The following is a 26189-nucleotide window of genomic DNA, read 5'->3' on the forward strand; positions in this document are numbered from 1 at the left end:
TCACGGACTGTCAGGGCGCCTCACCTTGCGACAAACGGGTAATCAGCGCCACCGTCAGGTAAAGCCTGGGCGCGATGCTCGACAGTTCGATGTACTCATCGTCCGCATGCAAGCCGGCCCCGACAACACCCATGGTTTCCAGCACGGCAGGCTTTGCGCTACCCGGTACGTAGGCGTAGCCCGCATCGGTACCGAAGCGCATGGCGATCGGCTCGACACTGCGACCGATTTTTTCATAGAGCGTCTGCGCGGTTTTCGCCAGTTGCTCGGAACCCGGATTCCTGGCCAGTGGCGGACGGCCTTTTTCCATGCGCAAGGTCACTTCGGTGCCATCAACGAGGGTTTTCTTCACAATCCGCTGACCGTCAGCGAGCACCCTGTCGCTCTCGCTTGGATCGGAGTAGCGCATGTCCGCCTCGGCCGAAGCGCTGGACGGGATGATGTTGCGCTTCTCACCGCCTTTGACAAGCGTCCAGTTGACGGTCGTACCCTTGCCAGGATCGCCAAGGTCCTTGAGTTGCAGCAGTTGGTGCGCCAACTCGATCGCCGCATTGCGCCCGGCTTCAGGGGCCGAACCTGCGTGTGACGACTTGCCTTTGACGTCGAGGAGCAAGCCATTGATGCCATTGGTGGCGACAGTCACGGCGTCTTTGTCAGGCGGCTCATACGAAAACACGTAGTCATGCTGGCGAGCGAGTTCGGCTATGACTTTCTTCGACCCGCTGGAGCCGGTTTCCTCGTCCGGATTGAAGAGCACGGTGAGCGTGCCGAAATCCTTGAAATTCTGGTCCTGCAGCAGTTGCAGCGAATGCAGAATCATCGCCACGCCGCCCTTCGCATCTGCCACACCGGGGCCATAGGCGCGTTCGCCGTCGAGCCTGAACGGGCGTTTGGCGGCAGTGCCCGGCCCGAAGACCGTGTCGTAATGAACCATTAGCAGAAAGGACCGAGTGCCATTGCCTTTGAACCTGCCAACGATGTTGTCACCCGCAGAAGGGTCTGCCGGCGTGGTGGAAACTTCGGCACCCAATGCCTTGAGACGCTCCACCAGCATCGCGCTGACGGTTTTCAGTCCGGGTGCCTGGCCGGTACCCGTATCGATATCCACGAGTTGCCGGACGGTTTCGAGGTAGGAGTGTTGTTCAGCCTGAGCTTTTTTCAGTAACAGATCAGATGGCAGCTCAGCGGCGATGACGCCCATGGAAAACAATGAAAAGCCGATTGCGGCCGTGATGGGGAAACGTCGTGAATGCATGCTGGTTCCTTCAGATCATCGCGAGTTGAACAGCATCTTTACCCCAATGCACTGCTCGACGCCACAAGCGAGTCTCATCAGACAAATATGTATGAGAATGTAACTGATAGTGATTAGCATTTAATAAGATGTGAAAAATTTGTTAGTCTCGCCCTCCGCTGCCGCCTGTCACGACCTGCCAGCCAGCACGCCATCACCCAGGTTTCCCGCCACGTCCCAGTCCCTGCAGGAATTACCCCAATGCTTCGTCCGTTTCTACCTTCGTTGGCCAGCCTTGTGGCTCTAGGTCTGTCGGCCGCCGCTGTGGCCAGCCCCGTTCAACTCGATCTGCCTGCACAGGCGCTTTCCAGGTCGCTCGCACAACTGAGTCAGGCGAGCGGTATGCAGATATCGGTGGATGACCAATTGCTTGCAAGCAAGCAGGCTCCAGCTATCACAGGCAGCCTGGAACCGGCTCAGGCATTGAATCAGCTACTGCTGGGCAGCGGCCTTGATGCGCAGGTGCAGGGCAATGCTGCGAGGGTATTCCAGCCATCGAGCGGTGGCTCGATGATGCTGGGCAACGTGGACATCAGCGCTCAGGCGGGCATTGCAGGAATGGCCACCACAGAAGGCAGCGGTTCTTACACCTCGGGCTCGATGAGCAGCGCGACCGGGCTGCCCCTTTCGATTCGCGAGACGCCGCAGTCGGTAAGCGTGATCACCCGCCAGCGAATTGAAGATCAGGGCATGAACGATCTCAATGATGTCGTCAAATATGCACCCGGCGTGACGCTGCGCAAATTCGGCTCGGACCGTCAGCAGTTTCTGGCGCGCGGCTTTACCATCGATAACCTGATGTATGACGGTCTGCCGACCATCGTCAGCACCTTTACACTGGACACCATCTCCGGCGCTGACCTGGCCTTGTACGACCGCGTTGAAGTGGTACGCGGCGCTACGGGGCTGATGACCGGTGCAGGCAGTCCGTCGGCGACACTGAATCTGATCCGCAAGCGCCCTACTGCTACCCCGCAAGTCAGCGTGACCACCAGCGCCGGGAGCTGGGACCGCTACCGTACCGAGGTGGACGCGTCGAACAGGCTCAACGATTCCGGTACGTTACGTGGCCGGGTGGTGGCAGCCTATGAAACGGGCAACAGTTTTGTCGATGAACGCGATAAGGAGCGCCAGACGTTCTATGGCGTTCTGGAAGCCGACCTCAACGAATCGACCACCTGGACCATCGGAGCCTCGAAACAGCGCGATGACGCAACGTCGGACTGGGGCAGCCTGCCATCCGGCCCTAACGGTGAAAACCTTCACCTGCCACGTTCCACCTTCCTCAGTAACGACTGGGCGTATTGGGACAGGGAAAACGTCAGTGTTTTCACGGACCTGACTCATCGCTTCGACAACGGCTGGAGCAGCAAACTGGCGGCGACCAGAATCTGGGCTGAATCCGACATGTACTCCAACTACCTGACCGCCAGTGGCACCGGTTACGGCCAGGCGGCTGGCGAGTACGACACCACAGACGTGCAGACCAGTCTGGATGGTTCGCTGTCCGGTCCATTCCAGCTGTTTGGCCGGCAGCACGAGCTGATGCTCGGCGTCAGTCGGCGCGAAGAAAAGTTTGATCAGAAAGGCGGCTTTTACGGCTCCACACCGGTCGATATCTACACCTTCAACCCCAATCTCATTGCAAAACCGGACCCTGCCACGCGTACCGCCTATGTCAATCAGAACACCGCCACCGAGGAAGGCGTCTACGCAGCCGCGCGTTTCAACCCGATTGATCCGTTGCACGTTATCGTCGGCAGCCGGGTGAGCTGGTACGACTATCAGAATCGGTCGGCCAGCAATGGTGACTACAAAGTCATCCGAGAGGTCACGCCTTATGCCGGCATCGTCTATGACCTGAACGATACCTACTCGGCCTACGCAAGCTATACCGAGATCTTCAAGCCGCAGAACCAGCTGGATGTGGGAGGCGGCGTATTGGACCCGATGACGGGCGAAAGTTACGAAATCGGCCTGAAAGGCGAATACTTCGACGGTGGTCTGAACGCATCGCTGGCAGTCTTCGACATGACCCAGGAAAACCGCGCGTACGCCATCGTCAATCCGCCAGTCACTTGCCAGCAGCAGAATCGCGTCTGCTACGAAGCAGCCGGTGAAGTGCGCAGCCGAGGGATCGACGCAGAAATCAGCGGCCAGCTGACACCTGACTGGCAAGCCTCCGCGTCCTACACACTGGTGTTGAGCCAGTACGTCAAGGACCGCACCAATGACAAGGGCGACCTGTTTGCGCCCAATCAGCCGAAGCACCTGTTCAAGGCAGCAACGTCCTATCACCTGCCCGGCAACCTGAACAAATGGCGCGTGGGTGCCGACGTTCTGGCGCAAAGCGAGACGTACAACCGGGTCGGCACCGGTCACTCCGAGCAGGAGGCCTATGCGATTGTTGGACTGATGGCAGGCTACCGCTTCGACGAGCATTGGGACGCGCGGGTCAACCTCAACAACGTATTCGACGAAAAATACTGGCAGGGCATTCCCCTGGCGACCGGCAGCGGCGTTTACGGCGACCCGCGCAACCTGATGGTCTCGTTGAAATGGTCACTCTGAATCTCTCAGACTGCTGGCTGCTTGATAGCCGTTAAATTCACATCAAGGGAACAAGCAGTGCGTGCGAGGCTCAAAAACAGTCTCGACAAAGGTATTCACGACAATGCCGTCCCTCAGGGCCTATCATCGGCAGCAGGAAACGCTGCGGCCTTGAGTGGTCGGCAGCGCTCGGGTAATGTCATCCAACCGCACAGGACAGAGCACGCTCATGACTTCCAAGCTGGATCAACTCAAGAAATTCACTACCGTTGTTGCTGACACAGGCGACTTCGGCGCAATCAAAAGCCTCGAACCAGAGGACGCCACCACCAACCCTTCGCTGTTGCTCAAGGCCGCATCCGACGTCAACAACGCTCAGATGCTCGCCGACGCATTCAGCGGTGCCAAGGGTGACATCGGCCTGGCCTGCGACCGCTTTGCAGTCGCCATCGGTCAGGAAATTCTCAAGGTGGTTCCGGGCCGCGTATCCACTGAAGTGGACGCACGCCTATCGTTCGACACCAATGCCCTGATCGAGCGCAGCGAGCGCTTGATCGGCCTTTACGATGCCGCCGGCATCAAACGTGATCGGGTGCTGATCAAGCTGGCAGCCACGTGGGAAGGTATCCGTGCCGCTGAGAAGCTAGAGAAGGACGGTATTCAGACCAACCTGACGTTGCTGTTCTCATTCGCCCAGGCAATCGCCTGTGCCGAGGCAGGCGTGTTCCTGATTTCGCCGTTCGTGGGCCGTATCTACGACTGGTACAAGAAATCTTCAGGCACCGACTATGTAGGCGCAGAGGATCCGGGTGTGCAGTCCGTGACGCGCATCTACAACTACTACAAGGCCAACGACTTCAAAACCGTGGTCATGGGGGCAAGCTTCCGCAATCTGAACCAGATCGAACAGCTGGCGGGCTGTGATCGCCTGACCATCAGCACCGACCTGCTCAAGAAACTGGCTGAAGATACCGGTACGCTGGAACGCAAGCTTGCACCGGGCAATGCCGGTGAGGCTCGCCAGAGCCTGACCGAGAGCCAGTTCCGCTGGGCCTCCAATGAAGATGCCATGGCCACTGAAAAACTGGCTGAAGGCATTCGTCAGTTCGCTCGCGATCAGGAAAAGCTGGAAGCGCTGCTCTCCGCAAAAGCCTGATAATAAAAAAAGGGCGACACCTTGACGGGTGTCGCCCTTTTTGCTGCCTGTCGTTCGGTGATCAGAAGGACAGACGCCAATGGTGCCTAGCGCTGACCTTCCAGTGCATTGACCAGATCGTGGAAGGCTTCACGATTTGAGTCGTTGAGGCCCATAAGGATCTTGTGCGCCTCAAGTACCTTGGCCTTGACCACTTCCTCACACTGATCCTGCGACGGTAGGTCAGTCAGGCACTCAGGCCGCGGCAGAGGCCGGTCAACGATGTTGAACACCTGATCGAAGCCCATAGACTGCAACAGCCGCGTGATGTCCTCGTGAGTGGTCACGAGAGTCGGCAACAGCCCGACCTTCTGACGCGACAGGATCGAAAGTTTGGCCAGCAAGCCAAGCGTGGTGCTGTCAATGCTGCGCGTCTCGGTAAGGTCGATGACCACCGCCGAAAAATTCAACGCAGTGAAGATACGCTCGATAGTCGCATCCAGGGCCGAACACAGCGTCAACCGCACTTCACCCACGAACTTGAGAACGAAGGTGCCTTCCTGCTCGGCGAACTGGATTCTACCGGTACTCATTCAAGATTCCTGCTTAACACTAACAAGGCGATATCATCCGGCATCTCCCCTAGCGTTGCCAATTCAAAAACCCGCTGCAAGCCATCCAGGCTGCCGCCCGCCGTCTTGACCAACTCGGGAAGGACGGCTTCTTTCTCTTTGAGTGTATCACCGGGCAACAGATCCAGTATGCCATCAGACAGCATGGTCAGACTGAAGGATGCTGGCAGGTCGATTTCGTGATCCTGATAGGTCGCTTCGTTGAACAAACCGACCGGAAGCCCACGGCCTTCCAGATAACGCGCCTGCCCTTCGGAATACAACACCGGCAGCGGCAGATGACCACCCACGGCGTATGTCAGTTTACCTGACTCTTCATCAATGACACCGCCGACCATCGTAACGTGCTTGCCCAGTTTGCAACTGATAAGCCCGCGGTTGATATGCCCCAGCACATCCGACGGTTTGAATTCCGGCAGCGTTCCGCCGCGCCTGGACTCAAACAGCAGCCGCGTGGTCATGAACTTCAGCAGCACCGTGATGAATGCCGATGAAGCACCGTGACCTGAAACATCTGCCAGGTAGAAGGCAACACGCCGTTCGTCGACCCTGAAGTAATCGACAAAATCGCCGGACAGATACAACGACGGAATGATCTGATGCGCAAACTTGAACTCGTCAATCGACCACGGGGTGATCGGCAACATGTTCATCTGCACTTGCCGACCTGCGTCCTGGTCTTCCTGCAACAGGTGAAGACTGGCTTCGAGTTCGCGATTGGCCTTTTCCAGCTTTTCGCGGTAGACCTGGTTTTCAGTGAGCAGGCGAGCCCTGTCCAGCGCCCGACGCACTGAATGCTCCAGCACGGCAAGATCTTCAAGGGGCTTGATCAGATAATCGGCAGCGCCGAGGCGCAAGGCCTCTACCGCATCGCTCATCACGCCCGCACCGGATACAACGATGACAGGCGTCTGCGGAGCAATGGCGGTGACCTGACGGATCAGCTCAAGCCCGCCCATCTGAGGCATGCGCAGATCGCAGACCACCAGATCGGGGTTCTCTTGCTCGAACATCTGAATTCCCTGCAAGCCATTACTCGCTTGCAGAACGCTGAAGCCACTGTCTTCAAGGTAGGCGGCAAGGCTCGCGCGCACTACGTCGTCGTCATCGATAATCAGCAGCTTGGCACTGGTTTTTGGCATGGGGGCAAACGGCGCCAGATCAGGTTGGCGTAGGCGGCCCGGTGTTTCCGGAACCAGCTTACTGGATTCGCTTCTAGCCTCTCCGTAATAACACGCGACAACTGGATGTGCGTGGCGTGTCTCAGAGGTGCCCTTCAAGGCGCAGACGGTACTCCCATCCGACGGGTGTTTCAAGCATGCTCCTATCCTCACTTTGCGCTCTTTACATCGCAAATCACCCGGAGTTATAAGAACTCACAAATCAGCAACTAAAACGAAGGACTGTACATGAGTGGAAATGATCGCAACTACGAGGAAAAGCGGGATTACATCCGCATGCGCGTCGAAGCAGACGTCAACCTGATCCACGCGGGCCAGGTGATTCCCGCCGTATGCATTGACCTTTCCAGCTCAGGCATGCAGGTCCAGGCACCACGCTCATTCCAGGTCGGGGACAAGCTTAGCGTGAGCATCGACTCTGATCATCCTGCGCTCAAGGGACTTGAGGCCGAAACCGAGGTGGTGTGGGTGAATGACGAAGAAGGCGGCGGACAGAAACTGGGGCTTTCCATCGTCTCGATGCGCTGACTGCAGGCGGAATTACTTCACACTTTCAAAAAATAATAAAGGCGACCCAGGGTCGCCTTTATTGATTCATGCAGATGCAAAGTGTCGATTAAAAATCGTCTTCGACCTTTCCGTCCTTGACCTTGAACTCGCGGTTCTGCAGGTATGCGTTACGGATGAAGGTGTAACGATCACCGCTGACCATACGCTCGGCAGACAGCAGGCTGGCACGTGTATCGATCAGATTCACGCCCAGCGCCGTGTTACGGGTCGGCACATGATCGATGTAGCGGTATGGAGACGTGTAGGTGTCCGGGTATTTGGCGAAGGCATCACGCACGGTGCTTGGACCCAGCAGCGGAATCACCACGAACGGGCCGCTCGGCACACCCCAGTAGCCCAGTGTCTGGCCAAAATCTTCATCGTTGCGTTGCAGGCCCATGCGGGTACCCACGTCGATGAAGCCCAGCAGACCGAACGTGGTGTTCACGATCAGACGCGCAGTGTCGACACCGGCCGCTTCAGGCTTGGCTTGCAGCACGTTGTTCGCCAGGTTGCCGACATCGCCGATGTTGTTGAAGAAGTTATGGATACCGTCTTCGACAAATTGCGGCGCGATGTACTGATAACCCTTCGCCAGCGGCTTGAGCGTGTAAGCGTCGAGGGTATCGTTGAAGCTGAAAATGGAGCGGTTGATGCCTTCCCATGGGTCATCTTCGGCGGCCTGAACAGCTACCGGAACCAGCGCAATGCCGGCACAGAGGGACAATTGCAGCAAACGCTTGATAAAGCCTGCACCGGTCACGGGCATAGCTGACACTCCTGATCGAGATATCGAAATAATGACGCGGGTGCTACGCCCCACACGCTAGGACAGGGAGTATAAAGCCTTCTGTCATGAATAAGGCAGGTCTGTCAGCAAAGGGTTCCGGATAAACCCCGTCATCGCACATTCATTGAAGTGTCACAAAATACCGGTAGCGTTTCTGGATATTTCAGAGAGTTCCTCATGCTCGCGCCGGTCCTCACGCCCCTGCCAACCTTTCCCGCCCTGCTGTTCGGCCTTAGCGGCTGTCTGGTGGACTTCGGTGCACAGGCCGCGATCTCGCTTGCACCCGGCCATGAGCACACGCAGCTCACACCTGGCGCAAAGGATATTCTGCGGACTCTGCGTGATCAGGGAATGCCTTGCGCCTGGCTTGACGAGCTGCCTGAAACCGTTAGCGCTACGCTGGCTGAGCCAGTAAATGACTGGATGATTCCCGCCCCTCGCCCGACCGCCAAATGGCCCGCCCCGGATGCTTGCTGGATGGCGCTGATGGCCCTGAAGGTCAGCCAGCTGGATGGCTGCGTGCTGATCAGCGGCGACCCGCGCTTGCTACAGTCCGGGCTCAATGCCGGGCTGTGGACCATTGGCCTGGCGTCTTGCGGGCCACTGTGCGGACTTTCGCCTTCGCAGTGGCAAACACTGAGTGACGCCGAACGCGAGCAGCGACGCGCGCAGGCCACGCTCAAACTCTATTCGCTGGGGGTGCACTCGGTTATTGATCACCTTGGTGACCTGGAGTCCTGCCTGGCCGATATCGCACTGCGCCGCAGCAAAGGCGAAAAACCCTGATACACATGCAGCCAGGCACTGACTGGATTAGTCTTGAGTGATCATGGACCTTTAGCTCTTCGGCGAAGTCCATGAGACAGACTTATCAATCAAGGAGCACATCATGCCCGCCCGCGAACTGCAAGAACAACTCAATACCCTGCGCGAGCAACTGGAGCATAACCCGCCGCTTTCAGAGTCTGAGCGGGAAAACCTGCACGAACTCATGCAACAAATCGAAACTAAAATTCAGCTGGAACACGCCACCCATGAACAGGACAGCAGTCTGGCTGACGGCGTAAACCTGGCCGTCGAGCGTTTCGAGCTGGAGCATCCGACCATCGCTGGCACCTTGCGCAACATCGTGCAGACGCTGGGCAATATCGGAGTCTGATTAGGGAATGCCGCTCTGCTGGCTCTGCGTCCGGCCACTGCTGCATGGTGAGGCGTAGAGTTGTGACGCAGAGCGTCACCCAACGCATGCCGACGCGGAGCGTCGGCACGATAATCCTGAAAACCTGTCAGTCCGCACGCTAAATCCGGAAGCATCAATCAGTGGGTGCCTGCGAGTTGCACCCGCACGGATGCCCACACACCTATCGTTCCTCACGCTCCGCGTGGGAATGCCGTTCCGGACGCTCTGCGTCCATGCCCTTGGCGGCAGACGCTGCTACTGCCGCGCCAGCCTGCGATTGTCCACATTGAGCGTTTCTGTACTGCGATACGGGTTGATATCCAGCCCCCCGCGGCGCACGTAGCGTGCATACACCGTCAGTTTTTCCGGTTTGAGCAAACGCTGCAGGTCGAGGAAGATTCTTTCCACACACTGCTCGTGAAAGTCCGAATGCTGGCGGAAGCTGACGATGTACGCCAACAGGCTGCTGTGATCCAGCGCCGCCCCGCGATACTCGACCACTACACTGCCCCAGTCGGGCTGACTGGTGACCGGGCAGTTGGATTTGAGCAAATGACTGTGCACGCTCTCTTCGAAAATTCGCGACTCATCGCAGCGCAGCAGCTCAGGCTGAGGGCGATCGTAGCTACTGACCGTGATATCCAGATCGTCGATGCAGACGCCCGGCAAAGTCGCCACACCCTCCCCCTCAATGTCGCTCAGGCTGCGAATGCGCACGCCAACCGGCTTGCCGGCCGCAGCTGACAGATCCTGCTCAAGGGTTGCCTGCACCTGCTCAACGGTAGCGAAGGCGGTCTGATTCAACGAGTTTAGGTACAGCTTGAAGGACTTCGATTCGATGATGTTCGGCGAATCGGCCGGAATGCTGAACTCGGCAATGGCCACCACTGGTTTGCCGGACGGCAGCAGCCAGGACAACTCGTAACAATTCCAGAAATCGACACCCTGATAAGGCAGCGTCTGAGCCGTCAGCCCAAGCTCCGCCCACTTTGCAGCACGGGGGATCGGGAACAGCAAAGATGGCGTATAGGTGGCGATGTACTCACTGGACTTGCCCAGCGGCGAGTGTTCGGCTGCGGGATGCATGGCGATACCTGGATCATGAATTAACGCGGCGAGTTTATAGCGTTTGCGCAGGGCTTTCAGCGAAAATCCGCTTCAGCCCGCAGCCGTCGCGGGCCGCAATGCAGCCTCGACGAGGGCGACCCGGTTCTGATCACTCATAACGCAATGCATGCGCAGGCTGGATCTGCGCGGCGCGCCAGGCTGGATAGATCGTGGCCAGAAAGCTCAGGATAAAACCGGCACTGCAGATCAGCAGCACATCGCCGCCCTGCAATTGGGAAGGCAGGTTGCTGATGAAGTACACGTCGGAACTGAAGATGTGCTGACCACTGACCCGCTCGACCCAACCGACCAGACTGCTGACGTTCAGCGCGGCAATAATGCCCAGCACGCCGCCGATCAGGGTGCCTACAATACCGATCACCGTGCCCTGGACCATGAAGATCGCCATGATTTGCCGGGGCGTGGCGCCGATGGTACGCAGAATGGCGATGTCCGCGCCCTTGTCATTGACCACCATGATCAGCGTGGCAATGATGTTGAACGCCGCAACCGCAACGATCATCAACAGCAAAAGGCCGATCATGGTCTTTTCCATTTTCATGGCGCTGAACAGGCTGCCCTGAGTGTGGGTCCAGTCATCGGCGTGATACCCGGCACCCAGACCGACAGCAATGGCTGTGGACACCTGAGGCGCCTTGTAAAGGTCCTTGAGCGCCAGTCGCACGCCTTGAACCTGATTGGGTTGCCAGCGTTGCATCTGCGCGGCGTCGGCAATGTTGATCAAGCCCATCGAGCCGTCCAGCTCGGCACCGACCTTGAAAATACCCACGACGGTCAGACGTTGCAGGCGCGGCGTGATGCCGCCCGGCGCACTGCTGACTTCCGGTACGATCAGGGTCAGTTTGTCGCCGATGCTCAGGCGAAAGCGGCGCGCGGTTATATCGCCAAGTACCACACCAAATTCGCCCGGCTTCAGGTCTTCAAGACTTCCACGCGTAATGTGTTGAGTGACGATCGACACCTCATGCTCCAGCGCCGGGTCAACGCCGCTGATCTGGATCGGCTGCATCGAGCCCTTGTAGGACAGCATGCCTTCCATGTCGGTAAACGGTACAGCAGCGGTGACTTCAGAATTTTTCAACGCAGCGTCGGCCAGCGGTTTCCAGTCATCCACCGGTGTGGCACCGGCGATAACCGCATGCGGCACCATGCCCAGGATTCGCGAACTCATTTCCCGCTGGAAACCGTTCATGACCGACAGCACCACGATCATCGCCAGCACACCGAGTGCCAGCCCGATCATCGAAGTCATCGAAATGAACGAGATGAAGCTTTTGCGGCGTTTTGCGCGGGTATAGCGCATGCCGATGAAGATGGGTAACGGTCTGAACATTCGCGAAGCACCGTGGGAAAAAACACCGTATAAAAAACGTAGAGCCCGACGCGATGAGTTGCGCCGGGCCGGGTCAATCAGGCCTCGACGAGGCGGCCGTCTTCCAGACGCAGGACGCGGTCCATTTGTCTGGCGAGGCTCATGTCGTGGGTCACGATCAGAAACGCCGTGCGCGATGACGTGCTCAACTCACGCATCAGGTCCTGAATGCCCTGCGCGGTGTGGTGATCGAGGTTGCCGGTCGGCTCGTCAAGCATCACCAGGCCCGGCTGATTGATCAAGGCACGAGCAATGGCCACACGCTGCCGCTCGCCACCGGAAAGCTCCGAAGGCTTGTGCGCCAGACGATGGCCGAGGCCGACACGTTCGAGCAACGCGGTGGAGCGTTTGCGGGCCTCGGGTATCGCCGTACGGCCGATCAGCAAGGGCATGCAGACGTTTTCCAGCGCTGTGAATTCGGGCAGCAAATGGTGGAACTGGTAGACAAAACCCAACGCGCGGTTACGCAGCAGGCCACGCGCCTTTTCGCCCAGCGCCGACAATTCTTCGCCCGCCAGCCAGACACTGCCTTCGGAAGGTGTGTCCAGACCGCCCAGAAGATTGAGCAAAGTACTTTTGCCCGACCCCGAACTGCCGACAATCGCGACCCGCTCACCGGGATGCAGCTCCAGTTGCAGACCGGACAACACCACGACCGACTCCGGGCCTTCCTCGTAGGATTTACCCAGGTTGCGGCAACTCAATACTGCTTTATCAGACATGCCCGACTCACTCATAACGTAACGCCTCCGCCGGCTGGGTGCGCGCAGCACGCCAGGCGGGATACAGGGTGGCGAGGAAACTCAGGACCAACGCCGCACCGCAGACCTGGAACACGTCCTGGGCCATCAGTTGCGAAGGCAGGTAATCAATGAAATAGACGTCGGCGTTGAGAAACTTGTGGCCGATCAGCCCTTCCAGCGCAGCGATGGCTGCACTGACGTTAAGCGCTGCAAGGATGCCCAGCGCCGCGCCGATCAGCGTGCCGACCACACCGATCACCGTGCCCTGCACCATGAAGATCGCCATGATCTGCCGCGGTGTCGCGCCCAGTGTGCGCAAAATGGCGATATCGCCCTTCTTGTCATTGACCACCATCACCAGCGTGGAAATGATGTTGAATGCCGCAACGGCCACAATCAGCAGCAGCAACAGGCCAATCATGGCTTTTTCCATGCGGATGGCCTGATAGAGGTTGCCGTGAGTGCGTGTCCAGTCACGGGAATAGAAATTGTTTTCGCCCAGCTTCTGGGCGATTTCCCACGAGGTGCGCGGCGCTGCAAACAGATCGTCGAACTTGAGCCGCAAGCCCTGCACCTGATTGGGCTTCCAGCGGTGCAGACGGGCCAGGTCATCGAGGTTGGTCAGCCCCAGAAAGCCGTCGATTTCGCCAGCGCCGACATGAAAGATACCGGTCACCTCGAAACGCTTCATGCGCGGGAACATACCGGCAGGCGTGACAGTCACCTCAGGCGCGACAAAGGTCAGTTTGTCGCCGACCACGACGCCCAGTTTGGCAGCCGCCTTGTCGCCGATCATGATGCCGAAACTGCCGGGAGACAGGCTGTCGAGCTGGCCCTGCTTGATGAAGTGGTCAATGATCGAGACCTTGCGCTCCTCGGCCGGGTCGATGCCATTGAGCAGCACCTTCTGAACCTTGCCGTCGTGGGTCAGCAAACCCTGCATTTGGGTGAATGGCGCAACGGCCAGCACCTGCGGGTTTTCCTGAACCTTCGCGGCCAGGCCACGCCAGTCGGTGATCGGGTCAGCCGATTCGATGGTCGCGTGCGGCACCATGCCCAGCACGCGGGTACGCATTTCGTGATCGAAGCCATTCATCACCGATAACACGACTATCATCACTACCACGCCAAGGGCGAGGCCGATCATGGACGTCAGGGAGATGAACGAAACAAAATGGTTGCGTCGCTTGGCACGTGTGTAGCGCGTGCCGATAAATACAAAAAGAGGTCTGAACATGTAGGAATTTGTTCGCAGGAATGAGGACGTCCATGTGGCGGGCCTTGACGTGCAGCTTTACACTCGAAACTCTCAGACCACCGCCGCTAGCTTGGGTTCGCCATGTCGACATTAGATGAAGCAGGACGCCGCGAATACTACCGTATCGACGACAGCGTCGCACTGGAAATTAACCCCCTGTCTGGTGCCGACCAGGCAAGTCAGGACGCCATGCAGGACACCTCGACACTGTTCGACCTGCTCAGCGAGCTGCACGTCAGCGAGTTCGAATCACAGCATTTGATGCGCCAACTCGACGAGCGCGACCGGGTGCTGAACAGTTTTCTCAAGTCGCTGAGCAAGCGCATCGACCTGCTGGGCGAAGTGGTTGCACACACGGCACTGGGCAAACTGGGCGCTCCGCAACCGGTAAAGCTGTCCGAGGGCGGCATTCAATTCAATTCACAACAAGGTTTTGCCGTGGGCGAACAGCTGTCGATCAAGATGGTGCTGATGCCCCAGGCTGCAGGTCTGATGCTGCGCGCCAGGGTCAGCCAGTGCGATGCACGGCCAGATGGCGGTTTTGACATCAGCACCGACTTCGTCAACCTGCCGGACGCTCAACGCCAATTGCTCGCACGTCACGTGCTGCAGCGTCAGGCTCAGCATCGACGTCAGGCCCTTGAACAGGGTCAGCCATCCGGCAATTGAGTTTCCGGGATGCTTGGTTTCACCTCATCATTTCATATCAGCAGTGGGTGCCTTAACGGCCAGGAGTAAACGTGACCCTTATCTACGGCCACCGCGGCGCCAAGGGCGAAGCACCGGAAAACACCCTGGTCAGCTTCCAGGAATGCATCAAGCACGGCGTGCGCCGCTGTGAACTGGACCTGCATCTGTCACTGGACGGAGAGTTGATGGTCATTCACGACCCGACCCTCAAGCGCACCACCGACCGACGCGGCAAGGTCAATGAGCATCTGGCCGCCGACCTGGTGACCTATGACGCGCGCAAAGGTGGCCCCGGCTGGGTCTCGCCCTGCCCTATTCCGCGCCTTGAAGAGTTGTTCGAGCAATGCGATTTCGAGCACTGGCAACTGGAAGTCAAAAGCGCTTCGCGCACCCGCGCCGCCAACACCGTGTTGGCCATTCGTGAAATGGCTCAGCGTCATGGCTTGCTCGACAAGGTCACCATCACCTCCAGCTCTCGTGAAGTGCTGCGCGCCGCCCTCGACCTGACGCCGGACATTTCGCGCGGGCTGGTGGCCGAGTACGCCTGGCTCGACCCGTTGAAGGTCGCGCAAAGCTACGGCTGTGAGATTCTGGCATTGAACTGGACACTGTGTACCCCGGAGCGCCTGCAGAAAGCACAGCGTCAGGGCCTGCATGTGTCTGTGTGGACAGTCAACGAGCCTGCACTGATGCGCAGACTCGCTGATTTCGGCGTCGACAGCCTGATTACAGACTTTCCCGGTTTGGCCACCGCCACGCTCGGGAGTCGCTGAAATCGGTCTCCCCGGCCGGCTCAGGCCACCGGCCGGAGTCGCTTAAAAAAGCCGGTTGAGACCGTCGTATGCCGCTACCCGATAGGCTTCGGCCATGGTCGGGTAGTTGAACGTGGTGTTGACGAAGTACTTCATGGTGTTCGCTTCACCCGGCTGGCTCATGATCGCCTGACCGATGTGCACGATCTCGGACGCCTGGTCACCGAAGCAATGCACGCCCAGCACTTCCAGCGTCTCGCGGTGGAACAGAATCTTCAGCATCCCGACCCGCTCGCCGGAAATCTGCGCACGCGCCATGCCCTTGAAGAACGCCTTGCCCACTTCGTACGGCACCTTGGCCTGGGTCAGCTCGTGCTCGTTCTTGCCGATCGAACTGATCTCCGGAATGGTATAGATCCCGGTCGGTACGTCGTTGACATAGCGCCAGCTGCCGTTGTCGACCATGCTGCCAGCCGCCGAGCGGCCCTGATCGTAGGCAGCGCTCGCCAGACTTGGCCAGCCGATAACGTCGCCTGCGCCATAGACATTGGAAACGCTGGTGCGATAGTTCTCGTCCACCTCGATCTGGCCACGACCGTTGGCCTTGAGACCAATGTTTTCCAGCCCCAGCTTGTCGGTGTTGCCGGTACGGCCATTGCACCACAGCAAGGCATCTGCCTTGATTTTCTTTCCGGACTTGAGGTGCAGGACAACGCCGTTATCCAGACCTTCGACCTTCTCGTATTCTTCGTTGTGGCGAACCATCACGTTGTTGTTGCTGAAGTGATAACTCAATGCCTGAGAGATTTCCGAATCCAGGAAGCTCAGCAACTGGTCACGGTTATCCACCAGCTCGACCAGAACACCCAGACCACTGAAGATCGAGGCATACTCACAGCCGATCACGCCCGCGCCATAAATGATCAGCTTACGCGGGGTATGGCCCAGGCTGAGGATGGTATCGCTGTCGTAGATGCGCTTGTGACTGAAATCGATGTCGGCCGGCCGATAAGGGCGCGAACCGGTGGCGATGATGATCTGGTTGGCCACCAGCTTTTCGACTACGCCGTTGGAGCAGACCACGTTGACACTGGTCTCGTCGGCAAAACTGCCGGTGCCGAAGAACACATCGACACGGTTGCGGGCGTAGTAACTGGTGCGCGAGGCCACCTGCTTGGAAATGACCATTTCGGCGTTTTTCAACACATCCGGAAACGAAAACCAGCGCGGCTCGCCAATGGCCCGGAACATCGGATTGGTGTTGAACTGGATGATCTGCTTGACCGAGTGACGCAGAGCCTTGGACGGAATGGTGCCCAAATGGGTGCAGTTACCGCCCACTTGCCGACGGCTGTCGACCATGGCGACCTTGCGCCCCGCCTTGGCGGCGTTCATTGCCGCGCCTTCTCCGGCAGGGCCGGAACCCAGTACCACTACGTCGTAGTTGTAGACAGCCATGCGTACTCCTTTAAACAGACCGAGGCGCCACTCTGGCATCTCTGGCTAAATCACGCGGCGCAGTCTAGCGCTGCACCGAGGCGGCGAACATTAACCCTTGGTCGCGTCGAAGGCCAATTTTTGTCTGTGCCGAGTGGCAATTGACCGGAAGTTCCGGCCTCTTGACTTACCGCGGCTGCTCCACCGCCAGACGATCAAACGACGCGTTGCTGCGGATGATAAAGCGCTTATCGGCACGAATCACAAAAAAAGCAGGGATTTTATGTTCTTGCGCATAATTCCAGCCGCGCCGCGGGCCGAGAATCAACAGCAGTGAGGAGAGTCCGTCAGCCATCAGCGCCGAGGGATGAATGACCGTCACCGATGCCAGGCTGTGGCTGATCGGCTTACCGGTCAAGGCATCGAGCGTATCGGAAATGCGCCACCCGTCATGGTCGGCGTAACGACGATAGTCGCCCGACGTAGACACGGCGTAGCCCTTCAGTGGAAATACTTTTTGCGTGACATTGCCATCATCGAGTGGCGCGTCCAGCGTCACCCTCCAGGGCGAACCGTCGGGCTTGAGACCGCTGACTTTCAGTTCACCCGTGGCTTGCACCAGATAATCGTGCAACCCCAGCTTTTCCATGCGCTCGCTGATGCGATCTACCGCATAACCGGCGGCAATACTGTTGAGGTCCACTTGCACAGCGGCGCTTTTGCACAACTGCTGCCCGACGACACGCAGACCGCGATAGCCCACCGTCGCCCGAGTGCGGGCCAACTGGCGCACCAGCGGCATTTGCTCAAACAGTGCATGAGCGCCCAGCCCCCACAGGTCCATCAGCGGCTTCACCGTCAGGTCGAACGCACCATCACTGTCCCGTGACAGCTGCTCGCCAACACCGATCAGTTTCAAAACCGGTTCGGGCATGGTCTGGCAGCTATTGGCAGGCAATGCATTGAAAAGCTCGATATCCGAGTCACTGCGCCAAAGTGACATCTGTTGATCGACTTCGGCCAGAATCGATTCGATCTGCGGGCGCACGACCTCAGGTTCAGGCTGCCCGGAAGCGCGCACGTATACCACTGAATAGTGACTGCCCATGGCCGGCCCGCCAAAGCTCTCCAGCTTGCGTTCCTGACCGCAACCAGCGCACGCCAGCAGCACCAGGCACCCTGCAACCCTGCAAAACCCACGCAAACTCATGCCCCGCACTAAAAAAACCATTCAGAGTGACTTGCCTTCATTGGCAAACAAGACAGAAAACCGTCCATAGCGGCCCACTCGGACCGGGACCGGGCTTCACCCATACGAGGTCGACCAAAGTATTGAGTGGTCAGTGTCGGGCTTATGGTTCCCATACAGCATGTCTGTTCATCCGGTTTCATCTGGTTGATACGCCGTGCACGCATCGACCGGTCATACCTGTCAAGCGTCTGTTAAGTGATAGCAAATCGCCGAAACGGTTGTTTTTGAGCCCTGTTACACATACTGTTACAAATGTGCATCGCCAGTCGCACACACGTAATGGCGATGTAAACGGGATAACAACGACAACGGACTCCAAGCCGACGAGCCTGAGCGAGTAACTAAATGGCCTCCACAACAAGTAAGGGCAAAGCGATCTTTCGCGTTGTCAGCGGTAACTTCCTCGAGATGTTCGATTTCATGGTCTACGGCTTTTACGCCACGGCCATTGCCAAGACATTTTTCCCCTCCGACAGCGCATTCGCTTCGTTGATGCTGTCGCTGGCGACCTTCGGCGCAGGCTTCCTGATGCGCCCGTTGGGCGCGATCTTTCTCGGTGCCTATATCGACCGTCACGGACGTCGCAAGGGCCTGATTATCACCCTCGCGATGATGGCAATGGGCACTTTGCTGATTGCCTGTGTGCCGGGCTACGCCACTCTGGGCGTTGTTGCGCCGCTGCTGGTGCTGCTCGGTCGCCTGCTGCAAGGCTTCTCGGCTGGCGTCGAGCTGGGTGGTGTTTCGGTGTACCTCGCTGAAATCTCGACACCGGGTCGCAAAGGTTTCTTCGTCAGCTGGCAGTCCGCCAGTCAACAGGCTGCCGTGGTATTCGCCGGCTTGCTGGGCGTGGGTCTGAACCACTGGCTGAGCCCGGAGCAAATGGGCGAATGGGGCTGGCGCGTGCCGTTCCTGATCGGCTGCCTGATTGTGCCGGCGATCTTCATCATCCGCCGTTCGCTGGAAGAGTCACCGGAGTTCGAAGCCCGCACGCACCGCCCGACGCTGCGTGAAGTGGTGCGCTCCATCAGCCAGAACTTTGGCCTGGTGCTGGGCGGCATGGCTCTGGTAGTGATGACCACGGTGTCGTTCTACCTGATTACCGCCTATACCCCGACCTTCGGCAAGAACGAACTGAACCTGACCGACCTGGAAAGCTTGCTGGTGACCGTCTGCGTCGGCGTGTCCAACTTCATCTGGCTGCCGATCATGGGTTCTTTCTCGGATCGCATCGGCCGCAAGCCGCTGTTGATTGCAGCGACCGTGCTGGCCATCGCCACCGCCTACCCTGCGCTGTCGTGGCTGGTAGAGCACCCAAGCTTCAGCCATCTGCTGATGGTCGAGCTGTGGTTCTCGTTCCTGTACGGTTCCTACAACGGCGCAATGGTCGTGGCGCTGACCGAGATCATGCCGGTCGAAGTCCGCACCACCGGTTTCTCGCTGGCCTACAGCCTGGCGACCGCAACCTTTGGTGGCTTCACCCCGGCGGCCTGTACTTACCTGATTCACGAATTGGGTAACAAGGCAGCGCCCGGTATCTGGCTGACGGGTGCCGCTGTGCTGGGTCTGGTTGCTACGCTGGTGCTGTTCCGCAAAGGCGGACAGAAGCTTGAAGCGCCTGGAGCACCTGCAACCGCCTGATTCATCGCTTGATCAATCAGATGGCTGTAACGGCTAAAAGCAAAACCCCGGCACGAGTTGATCTCGGCCGGGGTTTTGCTTTTTCAGACAGCGCGCCTCCAGGGTCGAAAGCCGAGCCAGAGCAGCACCCCAGGCAATTGCAACGCAATCATTAAACCCAGCGACCACTGATAGGCCTCAAGCGGATGACCGGCACCCTGCACAACCGGCCACAGGTTGAGCACCACACCCATCAGCCACTGGAGGAAAAACGCGAGCACAAACACCACCAGATTGAAGGAAGAGCTGACCCTGCCCGCCAGCTCCGGTGCAACCGATTGCGCCACAATGGCGTAATTCATGGTGGTCGACGTGCCGAAGAAGCTGAAGCCCATCGCAACAATATAAGGTGACACCGGTAGACCACTGGCCATCAGCATCTGGAAGCCGATGAAGATCACCATGCCAGCGCCACAGACCATGATCGGCTGTACACCGAACCTGCGCAGATAATCAGTGATCGTGCCGAACGTCAGGGACCCTGCCACCATCGCGATGGCGCCGAACAGCAGTACATTGGCCATGCCTGAATCGCTCAGCCCGGCCATGTCACGCAACCACGGCCCCATCCATAGCGACAGTACCGACATATAGATGGCGTGCGCGAACACCGAGTACAACGCCAGACGCCAGAACGTCCACGACGAGTACAGCTTGCCGACCGCAGCGAACATATCGGCGTAGCGAGTATTTTTGCTCTCGTAGGCTTTGGGAACGCTGAGGTGTATGACCACGGCCACACAAAAGGTCAGCAGCGCCAGCGCCAGAAACGCTTCTCGCCAGGTCAGCCAGCTCAGCAACGCATGCAAAGGCGTGGTCGACGCCATCGCGCCCAGCCCGCCAATTGACAGCAGGCAGGCGGTACTCAGCGGCAAACGCTCGATTGGCAACCAGATGGCACACGCCTTGATGGCACTCATCAGCGAACCCGCTACCCCCAGGCCAATCAGACCTCGCCCGATCAACAACCCGGTTTCGCTGCTGGAAATACTGAAGATGACCGAACCGGCGACCGCAAACAACAGCATCGGCGCCTGCACGCTGCGCGGGCCGTAACGATCAAGCATGACGCCGAGGGGAATCTGCGCGGCAGCGAAGGTAAGGAAATACACGCCGGTCAACAACCCCAGGCTGCTCGCAGGCAAACTCAGGTCGGCCTGCAGATCGACATAGATCACCGCATTGACGGTACGAAACAGGTAGGAAACGAAATGCCCCAGACCAAAGGGGACGAAAATCGTCAGGAACAGGAAAAAGAAGCTGCTTTTGAGGTGTTGCTGCGATCCGTCCATGGCCGAACTGCTCATCCTTGGCTACTCCGTCATCCACAAGGGCTGTGCCTGACAGGTTCTCATGACACGCAACAAAACAAAACGGGCCGAAGCCTGCATGCGCAGGGTTCGGCCCGTTTATTTGCTGCCCGTTCAGACCGGGCAGTTCAAGCGTTCAACATTTACTGCGGGAAAGCTGGCGGATTGACGTCTGCCATGTCTTCCATCACGCGAACAACCTGATGGCTGTAGCCGAATTCGTTGTCGTACCAGACGTACAGCACAACGCGGTTATCGTTGACGATGGTGGCTTCGGCATCCACGACACCAGCGTGACGCGAGCCGACGAAGTCGGTGGACACCACTTCCTGCGAGTTCACAAAGTCGATCTGCTTGTGCAGGTCCGAGTGCAGCGCCATGTAGCGCAGGTACTCGTTCATTTCTTCGCGAGTGGTCGGCTTCTCGAGGTTGAGGTTGAGAATGGCCATGGACACGTTCGGCGTTGGAACGCGGATCGCGTTACCGGTCAGCTTTCCGGCCAGCTCAGGCAGCGCCTTCGCCGCAGCGGTGGCTGCGCCGGTTTCGGTGATGACCATGTTCAACGCGGCGCTGCGGCCACGGCGATCGCCCTTGTGGAAGTTGTCGATCAGGTTCTGGTCGTTGGTGTACGAGTGAACGGTTTCAACGTGACCATTGGTGATGCCGAACTTGTCGTTGACAGCCTTGAGCACCGGCACGATGGCGTTGGTGGTGCAGGATGCCGCCGAGACGATTTTGTCATCCGCGGTGATTTCACCGTGGTTGATACCGTGCACGATGTTCTTCAGCTTGCCTTTGCCCGGCGCGGTCAATACAACTCGGTCGACGCCAGGGCAGGCCAGATGCTGACCCAGACCGTCGGCATCACGCCATACACCGGTGTTGTCCACCAGCAGAGCGTCCTTGATACCGTATTGGGTGTAATCCACCTCGGACGGGTTCTTGGCGTAGATCACCTGAATCAGGTTGCCGTTGGCGGTGATGGTGCTGTTGGCTTCATCAATGGTGATGGTGCCATCGAACGGGCCATGTACCGAGTCACGACGCAGCAGGCTGGCACGCTTGACCAGATCGTTTTCCGCGCCTTTGCGGACCACGATGGCACGCAGGCGCAGACCGTCGCCACCACCGGTCTTCTCGATCAGGATCCGCGCCAGCAGGCGACCGATACGACCGAAACCGTAAAGCACGACATCGGTGCCCTTGCGCGGGCTAGTGCCCTGCTGACCCACTACACTGGCCAGTTCTTCACGTACGAACTGCTCGGGCGTGCGGCCGTTGCCTTCAGTCTTGAACTTCACGGCCAACTTGCCCAGGTCCACCGAAGCGGCACCCAGTTTGAGCTCGCTCATCGCTTTTACAAGCGGGAACGTCTCGTGTACGGACAACTCAACCGCATCGGACTGACGATGACGCGCAAAGCGGTGAGCTTTGAGAATCGCGATGACTGAACGGTTGATCAGGCTGCGGCCATAGATCGAACTCACCACATTATTATTGCGGTAGAGCTGACCGATGAGCGGGATCATCGCTTCGGCGAGAGCTTCACGATCGATCCATTCACCAAGACACTGGTCGGGCTTCTGAGTCACGGGAACCTTCCACATGTAGGGGCTGAAAAAAGGGGCTACATTATGACCGCGCCTTTGTTTATGAGCAATGCGCGACTGTCATATCAGTGGGCACTACATAATTTTCGCCCGTAAATACGCGGTAACACTCCGGAAAACTGACAGCCACCACCTTCCCCCGTTACAATCGCCGCCCCTGTTGCAACGCCTGGAGCCCGACCTTCCCGTGCCAGTTCTGCGTCTACCGCATCTTTCTGCCGCTGCAGGCAAACAACACTGGGGCAATCTTCCCGGTGCCGCACTGAGCCTGGCCATTGCCGAGGCCGCCAGCGCAGCCAAGCGCTTTACCCTGCTACTGACCGCCGACAGCCAGAGCGCCGAGCGGCTGGAGCAAGAGCTGAAGTTTTTCGCGCCCACGCTGCCGGTTCTGCACTTCCCGGACTGGGAAACCCTGCCCTACGACCTGTTTTCGCCGCACCAGGACATCATTTCCCAGCGCATCGCCAGCCTTTATCGCCTGCCGGAGCTGGAGCATGGCGTTTTGGTAGTACCGATCACGACCGCCCTACACAGACTCGCGCCGACCAAATTCCTGCTCGGCAGCAGCCTGGTGCTGGATGTCGGCCAGAAGCTTGATGTGGAGGCCATGCGCACGCGCCTGGAAGCCAGCGGCTATCGCTACGTGGACACGGTTTACGAGCACGGCGAGTTCACCGTGCGCGGCGCACTGATCGACCTGTTCCCGATGGGCAGCAAGCTGCCCTTCCGTATCGACCTGTTCGACGATGAAATCGAAACCCTGCGCACCTTCGATCCGGACACGCAACGCTCCATCGACAAGGTCGAGTCGGTGCGCTTGTTGCCTGCCCGCGAATTCCCGCTACAGAAAGAAGAAGTCACGCGCTTCAAGGCGCGTTTTCGCGAGCGCTTCGACGTGGACTTCCGGCGCAGCCCGATTTTCCAGGACTTGAGCAGCGGCATCACGCCCGCCGGTATCGAGTACTACATTCCATTGTTCTTCGAGGAAACCTCGACGCTGTTCGATTATCTGCCGCAGGACACTCAGGTGTTTTCCCTGCCGGGTATCGAGCAGGCCGCAGAGAATTTCTGGAACGACGTGCGCAACCGCTATGAAGAACGTCGCGTCGACCCTGCACGACCACTGCTGCCACCGGCCGAGCTGTTCCTGCCGGTGGAAGATTGCTTTGCACGCTTGAAAAACTGGCCGCGCGTGGTGGCCAGCCAGCAGGATGTCGATGCCGGAGCCGGGCGCGAACGCTTCCCGGCCCAGACCCTGCCGGACCTGTCCATTGAAGCCAAGGCCAGCCAGCCATTGGCGGCACTGTCGACATTTCTTGATGACTTCCCCGGTCGCGTGCTGTTTACCGCCGAGTCCGCCGGTCGCCGTGAAGTACTGCTGGAACTGCTTGAACGCCTGAAGCTGCGGCCGAAAACGGTCGACAGCTGGCAGGACTTCGTCGATGGCAAGGACAGGCTGGCAATCACCATCGCCCCGCTGGACGACGGCCTGCTGCTGGAGCAACCGGCACTGGCGCTGGTCGCTGAAAGCCCGCTGTTCGGCCAACGGGTCATGCAGCGCCGCCGCCGCGAAAAGCGCGCCGATGGCGGCAATAACGACGCCGTCATCAAGAACCTGACCGAACTGCGCGAAGGCGCGCCGGTGGTGCACATCGATCATGGCGTGGGCCGTTATCTCGGGCTCGCGACCCTGGAAGTCGAAAACCAGGTCGCCGAATTCCTGATGCTGGCCTACGCCGAGGACGCCAAGCTGTACGTCCCGGTCGCCAACCTGCACCTGATTGCCCGCTACACCGGCAGCGACGACGAGAGCGCGCCACTGCACCGCCTGGGCTCGGAAACCTGGCAGAAAGCCAAGCGCAAGGCGGCCGAACAGGTTCGCGACGTGGCTGCCGAGCTGCTGGATATCTACGCACGCCGGGCAGCCCGCGAGGGTTATGCCTTCGCCGACCCGAAAGCCGACTACGCCACTTTCAGCGCGGGCTTCCCGTTCGAAGAAACGCCGGATCAGCAGACCACCATCGAGGCCGTGCGCGCCGACATGCTGGCACCCAAACCGATGGATCGCCTGGTGTGTGGCGACGTGGGCTTCGGCAAGACCGAAGTGGCCATGCGCGCCGCCTTCATTGCCGTGCACGGCGGGCGTCAGGTGGCCATTCTGGTGCCGACCACCCTGCTCGCCCAGCAGCACTACAACAGCTTCCGCGACCGTTTCGCAGACTGGCCGGTGACCGTCGAAGTGATGAGCCGCTTCAAGTCGGCCAAGGAAGTCAGTGCCGCCGTTGCCGATCTGGCCGAGGGCAAGATCGACATCGTCATCGGTACGCACAAGCTGTTGCAGGATGACGTCAAGATCAAGAATCTCGGTCTGGTGATCATCGACGAAGAACACCGCTTCGGTGTCCGCCAGAAAGAACAGCTCAAGGCACTGCGCAGCGAGGTCGACATTCTGACCCTCACCGCAACGCCGATTCCGCGAACCCTGAACATGGCCGTGTCGGGCATGCGTGATCTGTCGATCATCGCCACGCCACCGGCGCGCAGGCTGTCGGTACGCACCTTCGTCATGGAGCAGAACAAGCCGACCATCAAGGAAGCCCTGCTGCGCGAGTTGCTGCGCGGCGGCCAGGTCTACTACCTGCACAACGACGTCAAGACCATCGAGAAATGCGCGGCGGACCTGGCCGAACTGGTGCCGGAAGCCCGTATCGGCATCGGCCACGGCCAGATGCGCGAGCGCGAACTCGAACAGGTGATGAGCGATTTCTACCACAAGCGCTTCAATGTGCTGATCGCCTCGACCATCATCGAGACCGGCATCGACGTACCAAGCGCCAACACCATCATCATCGAGCGCGCCGACAAGTTCGGCTTGGCCCAGTTGCACCAGCTGCGCGGCCGCGTCGGACGCAGTCACCACCAGGCCTATGCCTACCTGCTGACCCCGCCGCGCAAGCAAATCACCCCCGACGCCGAAAAGCGTCTGGAAGCGATTGCCAATACCCAGGACCTTGGCGCGGGCTTCGTGCTCGCGACCAATGACCTGGAGATCCGTGGCGCAGGCGAACTGCTCGGCGACGGCCAGAGCGGTCAGATCCAGGCCGTGGGTTTTACCCTGTACATGGAAATGCTCGAGCGAGCGGTCAAGTCGATTCGCAAGGGCGAACAGCCCAATCTCGATCAGCCGCTGGGCGGAGGACCGGAAATCAACCTGCGCGTACCGGCACTCATTCCGGAAGCCTACCTGCCGGATGTGCACACCCGCCTGATTCTCTACAAGCGCATCGCCAACGCAGCAGACGAAGAGGCGTTGAAAGACTTGCAGGTAGAAATGATCGACCGCTTCGGCCTGTTGCCGGAGCCGACCAAGAACCTGGTGCGCATCACGCTGCTCAAACTGCACGCCGAACAGCTGGGTATCAAGAAAATCGACGGCGGCCCGCAAGGTGGCCGCATCGAATTCGCGACCGAGACTCCGGTTGAGCCGCTGACCCTGATCAAGCTGATCCAGAGCCAGCCCAACCGTTACAAGTTCGAAGGTGCCACGCTGTTCAAATTCCTGGTCCCCATGGAGCGCCCGGAAGAGCGTTTCAATACCATCGAAGCGCTGCTTGAGCGCCTGACCCCGAAAACTGCTTGAAGGATTCAC

The 26189-nt window shown here is 58.9% G+C and carries 21 protein-coding genes; 9 read left to right on the forward strand and 12 right to left on the reverse strand.

The window, feature by feature from the left end; all coding sequences use genetic code 11:
* Positions 1 to 10 precede the first annotated feature (10 nt).
* Positions 11 to 1255 (reverse strand): M20/M25/M40 family metallo-hydrolase, encoded by a 1245-nt coding sequence (locus AO068_RS24540; protein WP_058409709.1) that lies wholly within the window; start codon positions 1253 to 1255, stop codon positions 11 to 13.
* A 240-nt stretch (positions 1256 to 1495) separates the two neighbouring features.
* Here AO068_RS24540 and AO068_RS24545 point away from each other — a divergent pair, with 240 nt between their 5' ends.
* Positions 1496 to 3865 (forward strand): TonB-dependent siderophore receptor, encoded by a 2370-nt coding sequence (locus tag AO068_RS24545; RefSeq protein WP_058409710.1) that lies wholly within the window; start codon positions 1496 to 1498, stop codon positions 3863 to 3865.
* 208 nt (positions 3866 to 4073) lie between these two features.
* Complete coding sequence (tal, locus tag AO068_RS24550) at positions 4074 to 5000, forward strand: transaldolase (protein WP_004659848.1); 927 nt, start codon at positions 4074 to 4076, stop codon at positions 4998 to 5000.
* 86 nt (positions 5001 to 5086) lie between these two features.
* On the opposite strand, the gene rssC is transcribed toward tal, so the two are convergent.
* Together rssC and rssB are read right to left on the reverse strand one after the other, a co-directional pair.
* Positions 5087 to 5572 (reverse strand): anti-sigma factor antagonist RssC, encoded by a 486-nt coding sequence (gene rssC / locus AO068_RS24555; RefSeq protein WP_003315067.1) that lies wholly within the window; start codon positions 5570 to 5572, stop codon positions 5087 to 5089.
* Positions 5569 to 6753, reverse strand: coding sequence for a two-component system response regulator RssB (gene rssB, locus AO068_RS24560; protein WP_002552897.1), 1185 nt, complete (start codon positions 6751 to 6753; stop codon positions 5569 to 5571). Before rssB ends, rssC begins: the two co-directional genes overlap by 4 nt.
* Before the next feature lie 267 nt (positions 6754 to 7020).
* Here rssB and AO068_RS24565 point away from each other — a divergent pair, with 267 nt between their 5' ends.
* Positions 7021 to 7320, forward strand: a complete 300-nt coding sequence (locus tag AO068_RS24565; RefSeq protein WP_002552896.1) for a PilZ domain-containing protein — start codon at positions 7021 to 7023, stop codon at positions 7318 to 7320.
* A gap of 88 nt (positions 7321 to 7408) precedes the next feature.
* On the opposite strand, the gene AO068_RS24570 is transcribed toward AO068_RS24565, so the two are convergent.
* A complete protein-coding gene (locus tag AO068_RS24570) occupies positions 7409 to 8110 on the reverse strand; it encodes an MlaA family lipoprotein (RefSeq protein WP_004659844.1) in 702 nt (233 codons plus the stop codon).
* 198 nt (positions 8111 to 8308) lie between these two features.
* Between AO068_RS24570 and AO068_RS24575 the strand changes: the two genes are divergently transcribed.
* Together AO068_RS24575 and AO068_RS24580 are read left to right on the forward strand one after the other, a co-directional pair.
* Positions 8309 to 8917, forward strand: a complete 609-nt coding sequence (locus tag AO068_RS24575; protein WP_058409711.1) for a hypothetical protein — start codon at positions 8309 to 8311, stop codon at positions 8915 to 8917.
* Between the two features lie 103 nt (positions 8918 to 9020).
* Positions 9021 to 9290: a DUF4404 family protein gene (locus AO068_RS24580; RefSeq protein WP_005744385.1), complete on the forward strand. Its 270-nt coding sequence runs from the start codon at positions 9021 to 9023 to the stop codon at positions 9288 to 9290.
* 276 nt (positions 9291 to 9566) lie between these two features.
* Here the strand turns inward: AO068_RS24580 and queF are convergent, their stop codons facing one another.
* The 4 genes from queF to AO068_RS24600 form a co-directional block, all read right to left on the reverse strand.
* The gene (gene queF / locus AO068_RS24585; protein ID WP_058409712.1) at positions 9567 to 10397 is read right to left on the reverse strand and encodes an NADPH-dependent 7-cyano-7-deazaguanine reductase QueF; all 831 of its coding nucleotides are present in this window, start codon (positions 10395 to 10397) and stop codon (positions 9567 to 9569) included.
* A 130-nt stretch (positions 10398 to 10527) separates the two neighbouring features.
* Entirely contained in the window at positions 10528 to 11772 is a 1245-nt protein-coding gene (locus tag AO068_RS24590) for a lipoprotein-releasing ABC transporter permease subunit (RefSeq protein ID WP_058409713.1), read from the reverse strand.
* 77 nt (positions 11773 to 11849) lie between these two features.
* Positions 11850 to 12533, reverse strand: coding sequence for a lipoprotein-releasing ABC transporter ATP-binding protein LolD (gene lolD, locus AO068_RS24595; protein WP_011168252.1), 684 nt, complete (start codon positions 12531 to 12533; stop codon positions 11850 to 11852).
* Between the two features lie 7 nt (positions 12534 to 12540).
* Positions 12541 to 13791, reverse strand: a complete 1251-nt coding sequence (locus AO068_RS24600) for a lipoprotein-releasing ABC transporter permease subunit (protein WP_004659831.1) — start codon at positions 13789 to 13791, stop codon at positions 12541 to 12543.
* Between the two features lie 102 nt (positions 13792 to 13893).
* Between AO068_RS24600 and AO068_RS24605 the strand changes: the two genes are divergently transcribed.
* Positions 13894 to 14481 (forward strand): PilZ domain-containing protein, encoded by a 588-nt coding sequence (locus tag AO068_RS24605; RefSeq protein WP_058409714.1) that lies wholly within the window; start codon positions 13894 to 13896, stop codon positions 14479 to 14481.
* 71 nt (positions 14482 to 14552) lie between these two features.
* Positions 14553 to 15275, forward strand: a complete 723-nt coding sequence (locus tag AO068_RS24610; protein WP_010203821.1) for a glycerophosphodiester phosphodiesterase — start codon at positions 14553 to 14555, stop codon at positions 15273 to 15275.
* A gap of 42 nt (positions 15276 to 15317) precedes the next feature.
* On the opposite strand, the gene sthA is transcribed toward AO068_RS24610, so the two are convergent.
* Positions 15318 to 16712, reverse strand: a complete 1395-nt coding sequence (sthA, locus tag AO068_RS24615; RefSeq protein ID WP_058409715.1) for a Si-specific NAD(P)(+) transhydrogenase — start codon at positions 16710 to 16712, stop codon at positions 15318 to 15320.
* 166 nt (positions 16713 to 16878) lie between these two features.
* Positions 16879 to 17901, reverse strand: coding sequence for an FAD:protein FMN transferase (locus AO068_RS24620; RefSeq protein ID WP_161936615.1), 1023 nt, complete (start codon positions 17899 to 17901; stop codon positions 16879 to 16881).
* Positions 17902 to 18288: 387 nt separating this feature from the next.
* Between AO068_RS24620 and AO068_RS24625 the strand changes: the two genes are divergently transcribed.
* Entirely contained in the window at positions 18289 to 19581 is a 1293-nt protein-coding gene (locus AO068_RS24625; RefSeq protein ID WP_002552884.1) for an MFS transporter, read from the forward strand.
* An 83-nt stretch (positions 19582 to 19664) separates the two neighbouring features.
* On the opposite strand, the gene AO068_RS24630 is transcribed toward AO068_RS24625, so the two are convergent.
* On the reverse strand, positions 19665 to 20927 hold the full coding sequence (locus AO068_RS24630) for an MFS transporter (protein ID WP_058409717.1): 1263 nt from the start codon (positions 20925 to 20927) through the stop codon (positions 19665 to 19667).
* Between the two features lie 146 nt (positions 20928 to 21073).
* Positions 21074 to 22537, reverse strand: a complete 1464-nt coding sequence (locus AO068_RS24635; protein WP_005734450.1) for a glyceraldehyde-3-phosphate dehydrogenase — start codon at positions 22535 to 22537, stop codon at positions 21074 to 21076.
* 190 nt (positions 22538 to 22727) lie between these two features.
* On the opposite strand from AO068_RS24635, the gene mfd reads away from it, so the two are divergent.
* Positions 22728 to 26180 carry a transcription-repair coupling factor gene (gene mfd / locus AO068_RS24640; protein ID WP_058409718.1) on the forward strand — a complete coding sequence of 1151 codons (3453 nt, stop codon included), beginning with the start codon at positions 22728 to 22730 and terminating at the stop codon, positions 26178 to 26180.
* Positions 26181 to 26189 lie beyond the last annotated feature (9 nt).

The organism is Pseudomonas sp. ICMP 3272, from assembly GCF_001466905.1.
Lineage (GTDB): Bacteria > Pseudomonadota > Gammaproteobacteria > Pseudomonadales > Pseudomonadaceae > Aquipseudomonas > Aquipseudomonas amygdali.